This window comes from Nocardia sp. CC201C, from assembly GCF_030010695.1.
In the GTDB taxonomy this organism is placed as follows: Bacteria; Actinomycetota; Actinomycetes; order Mycobacteriales; family Mycobacteriaceae; genus Nocardia; species Nocardia otitidiscaviarum.
The window spans coordinates 1-4622 of the sequence record NZ_JASCXP010000503.1 but is presented as its reverse complement, the minus strand read 5'-3'; the positions used below and the strand labels follow the sequence as shown (position 1 = coordinate 4622).

Annotated in this window: 2 protein-coding genes and 1 pseudogene; 1 reads left to right on the top strand and 2 read right to left on the bottom strand. The window is 70.8% G+C overall.

Annotated elements, in window-relative coordinates:
• Positions 1 to 100: 100 nt before the first annotated feature.
• Positions 101 to 2062 carry a molybdopterin-dependent oxidoreductase gene (locus tag QK444_RS32750; protein WP_282785925.1) on the bottom strand — a complete coding sequence of 654 codons (1962 nt, stop codon included), beginning with the start codon at positions 2060 to 2062 and terminating at the stop codon, positions 101 to 103.
• Positions 2063 to 2197: 135 nt separating this feature from the next.
• Here QK444_RS32750 and QK444_RS32745 point away from each other — a divergent pair.
• Positions 2198 to 2611 (top strand): annotated as a pseudogene (locus QK444_RS32745) (arsenate reductase ArsC); the annotation flags it as partial.
• A 10-nt stretch (positions 2612 to 2621) separates the two neighbouring features.
• On the opposite strand, the gene QK444_RS32740 reads toward QK444_RS32745, so the two are convergent.
• Positions 2622 to 4622, bottom strand: a 2001-nt coding sequence (locus QK444_RS32740) for a discoidin domain-containing protein (RefSeq protein WP_282785924.1), incomplete at its 5' end; no start/stop codon positions are given.

Below are 4622 nucleotides of genomic sequence, written 5' to 3'. Positions count from 1 at the left end.
CCGGGCGGCGCGACCAGCACCGCTGTCCCGCGCTCCCGCACCGTCTCGACGATCCCGGGCAGGGCCGCGCGGACCGGCAGATCGGGTAGCTCCGGCAGCCTCATCGCGGCGTGATCCGCACGCGATTGTCGTGGAACACCGCGCCGCCGCCGTAGTCCGCATCCCGTTCGGCGATGGTCGCGTTCACCGTCGCACCGCCGGAGAACTTGGCCCAGCGGCCCTTGGTGGTGGCGGCCACACCGGGCCGCACCCGATCGGTGACCGCGACGACGGCCTCGAAACCGCCGCGGGCATTGGACACCAGCACCGGTGTGCCGTCGCTGAGTCCGCGGGCCGCGGCGTCCTCGGGATGGACGGCGACCGTGGCTTCGCCCGCCCGCCGCCGCAATTCGGGATTCGCGCCGAACGTGCTGTTCAGAAAGTAGTGCGAGGCAGCCGAAATCAGCACCAGACCGTCGCCCGGATCGCCCGGTGGCGTGTAATCGGGCAGCCGCTCGTGCCCCGCGCGCACCGCCCGCTCGGAGACGAAGCTCAGCTTGCCCGCCGGTACGGGCCCCTTGTCCACCTTCAGGAATCCCTCGGCGCGCAAGCGCTCGATATCGTGATCCTGCAACAGCTGCCGCGCCAACTCCTCGTCGGAGTCGTAGAGCGCCGGTTCGGTCATGCCCATCCGCCGGGCCAGGCGGCGGAATGTCTCGGTGGTGGACAGACATTCACCGGGCGGAGCCACCGCGGGCTCGTTCCACACCAGGTACAGGTGGCCGTATCCGGCGAGCACATCCAGATGTTCGGGCTGCATGGTGGCGGGCAGCACGATATCGGCGTAATCCACGGTGTCGGTGGCGAAATGCTCGAGCACGACGGTGAACAGGTCCTCCCGCCGCAGCCCCTCGATCACCCGGCGCTGATCCGGATTCGACCCGACCGGATTGGCGCCGATCACGAACAGCGCCTTGACCGGCGGATCATCGGTGTCGAGCAGTGCCTCGCCGAGCCGCGTCGAGGACAGTGTGCGCACCGGATGCGGCAGCAGATCCATGCGCCGCAGCTCCGCGTCCCGCAGCCGGAAATGCCCGCTGGTCGAATAGTGCAGTCCGCCACCGCGCATCGCCCAATCCCCGGTGACGCCGGGCAGGCAGGCCAGCGCCCGCAGCGCCATACCGCCGCCGTCGTGGCGCTGCATGCCCTGCGAGGCGCGAATGGCGGTGGGCCGGGTGCGGGCGATCCGCTCCCCGAGCGCCACGATGCGCCGCACCGGCAGCCCGGTGATCGCGGCCACCCGCTCCGGGGTGTATTCCGCGATGCGGGAACGGAATTCGGGCCAGCCCTCGGTGTGCTCGGCGAGGTAGGCGTCGTCCTGCGCGCCCAGCGACACGATGACGTGCATGAGTCCCAGCGCCAGCGCCGCATCGGTGCCGGGCAGCGGGGCGAGGTGTTCGTCGCAGCGCTCGGCGGTGCGGGTGCGCACCGGGTCGATGGCGATCGTGTACGCGCCGCTGTCCTGGATGAACTTCCACAGGTGATGACCGGAGGTGAGCGGATTGGTGCCCCACAGCAGGATCAGCCGGGCATGGACGAAGTCCTCCGGATCCATGCCGCCGGAGGTGCCGAGGGTGTACTTCAGTCCCGTCCCGCCCGCCACCGAGCAGATGGTCGGATCGTGCAGGCTGGCTCCCAGCACATTGAAGAACCGCCGCCCGGCGAAGCCCTCCAGCCCCTGGATGTAGCCGAGACTGCCGGTGCCGTGGAACGGCCACACCGCTTCGCCACCGTATTCCTCGGTGATCCGTGTCACTGCGTCGGCGATCTCGTCGAGCGCCTCGTCCCAGCCGATCCGCTCGAACCGGCCCGCGCCCTTGGGGCCGACGCGGCGCAGCGGATGACGCAGCCGATCGGGGGAATCGACTTGCTCCAGATAGCGATTCACCTTCACACACAGCGCGCCGCGGGTGACCGGATGCGCCTTGTTTCCGCGCAGGCCGACCGCGACACCGTCGGCCACCGTCACCTCCCAGGAGCAGGCGTCGGGGCAATCGAGCGGGCACGCGCCGAGAACCTTCATGAAAACGATCGTATTCTGGCGGAGGATGCCCGGCCGCAGCCATGCGCCCGGCCCAGGTCTCCACACCCAGAGGAGGGGAAGATGACAGACGGTCCCGTCAACGCCCCGACACCTACCTCCGACGCCGCCGCGGGTCCCACCGTGCTGTTCGTGTGCACCCACAATGCGGGGCGCTCCCAGATGGCGCTCGGATTCTTCAACCGGCTGGTCGGCGATCGCGCCACCGGCTGCTCCGGCGGCTCCGAACCCGGTTCCGCGGTCGATCCGCTGGTGGTGCGGGCCATGGCGGAGCGGGGCATCGACATCTCCGGGGAGTACCCGCAGCGCTGGACTCACGATCTGGTGCGGGCCGCCGATGTGGTGATCGACATGGGCTGCGGCGACGCCGACCCGATTCTGACCGGTCACCGCTTCGAACAGTGGTGGCTGCCCGATCCCGCCGACCGGGATCTGGACGAGGTGCGGGCCATCCGCGACTCCATCGAACAGCGGGTGCGGCGACTGGTGACCGACCTCGGTCTGCCGGTGGTGGACCGGGCGCGGGTGTGAGACGCCGCGCTCAGCGCGGTGCGAACACCTCCAGCTCGGCGATGCCGGTGGGCAGGTCCGGCGTCGCGTCGGTGACGGATAACCGCAGGTAACGAGCCTCGGTGTCGGCGATGTCGCCGGAATCGGGAGCGGGGGTACGCGGAATCCAGCGGTCGCCGTCGGCAGAGAGTTCGACGGTGACGTCGGTGGGCGGCTCCGCCCACCGCACGACCACCCGGTCGATCGGATGCGTGGAGCCCAGGTCGACGATGAGGGTGGCGTGGTTGCCGTCGGCCGCCCAGCCGGTGGCGGTGCTGCCGTCGTTGGCGGCGCTGGCGTAGCGGCCCGGTTCGGCCGAACTCGCCGTGATGGGCGCACAGCGGGCCAGGTTGTCGGTGGGGGAGCGGTCCGGGCGGCGGGTGACCACGGTCAGCTCCCGGTCGCGGCCGAGCGTGTGCGCGCCGTCGGGCGTCCGCACCCGCAACGGCTCCCCGTCGGTGAGGGTGAGTCGGGTGTCGTCCATGCCGATCCGGGCGTCGAATGTGCGCCCCTGCCACCGTATTCCACGGATCATCACCTCGGATCCCAGCCGGGGTGACAGCGTCGGGTCGATCGTGATCGCGTCGATGTCCGCGTGCAAGCCGAGCAGGCCGTCGGTGAAGATCTGGAGGAAGCCGCCCGCGGCGGTGACGAAGGTGAAGGCCGGTGCGCCCGCCAAGGGGTCGGCGGCACCGGCCTTCTCGCCGCGCGCCTCCGCGAACTGTCCGAACGGCGCCCGCACGAACGGGCGCGCCGCGCGTTCGAGGTAGGTGTCGACGGCGCAGCCCGGCACCCCGATGGCGGCGGCGTCGACGGCGTGCACCGAATCGGTCATGGCCGGTCCGTCCGGATCGGTGCGCTGCGCGTAGTAGTCGAGCACCGCCGCCGCGACCTGCGGCGGCATCGGCCAGTCGAGCGGGTGGATGAGCAGCACGGCGTCGGCCTGTTTGCCGGGAGTGCCGGTGTAGCCGTCGAATTGCAGGAATATGCGCCGCGATTCGTCGAACGGCATGCGCAGCCGGTCGGCGACGACGGTCCATTCCGGGATGGCGGGCAGTCCGAGGATGTCGGCGGCGCGGGTCGCGTTGCGGAGGGTGAGGGCGGCGACGGCATTGGTGTAGACGCCGTCGCGCACGCCGTTGCTGTACTCGTCGGGTCCGGCGACATCGAGGATGGAGTAGCTGCCGTCCGGATTCGGGGTCACCCGGGAGGTCCAGAACTCGGCCAGGCTGGACAGCATGGGCCAGCCGCGGGCGCGCAGCCAGTCGGCGTCGCCGGTGGCCCGGAAGTACTGCCACACCGCGAAGGCGATATCGCCCTGGAGATGGATCTGGGTGAGGCAGTGCGGCGGATCCCAGCTGTGGCATTCGGCGAGATCGCCGCGGCTGGCGCTGGTCCACGGGTAGAACGCGCCCCGGTAGCCGAGCCGCTCGGCATTCGCCCGTGCCGCGTCCAGGGTGCGATAACGGTATTCCACAATGGATTTCGCCAGGTCCGGTGCGAACCGCAGCAGCGCCGGGAACACCCAGATGTCGGCGTCCCAGAACACCGCGCCCCCGTAGTTGTCGCTGCTCAGGCCGACGGGTGAGACGCTGTCGTGCTGGCGGGCATGGGTGGCGGAGTACAGCGAGTACAGCGCGCCGCGAATCCAGTTCTGCACATCGGGCCGGTCGGGCACCTCGATATCGCCGCGCCACAGCTGCCGCCACACGGCGGCGCTATCGGCGAGCAGCCGCGACCAACCCGTCTCCGCCGCCCGCCGTGCGGCGGACAGCGCGGCCGCCCCGGGATCGGGGGCGGTGAGCGCGGTGTCCACCGCGACGAATTTGGTGAACTCGTAGCGGTGGCCCGCCCGGACCTCCCGGTCGAGCCGCTGGGTCGCCGTCAGTTCGGCCAGCCGACCCGTGGCGTCGGCGTCTGTATCGGCGCGCAGGACGGATGCCACCGCCCCATCGACATCGGTGCCCGCCGTGCGGAATCCGACCCACTGGGC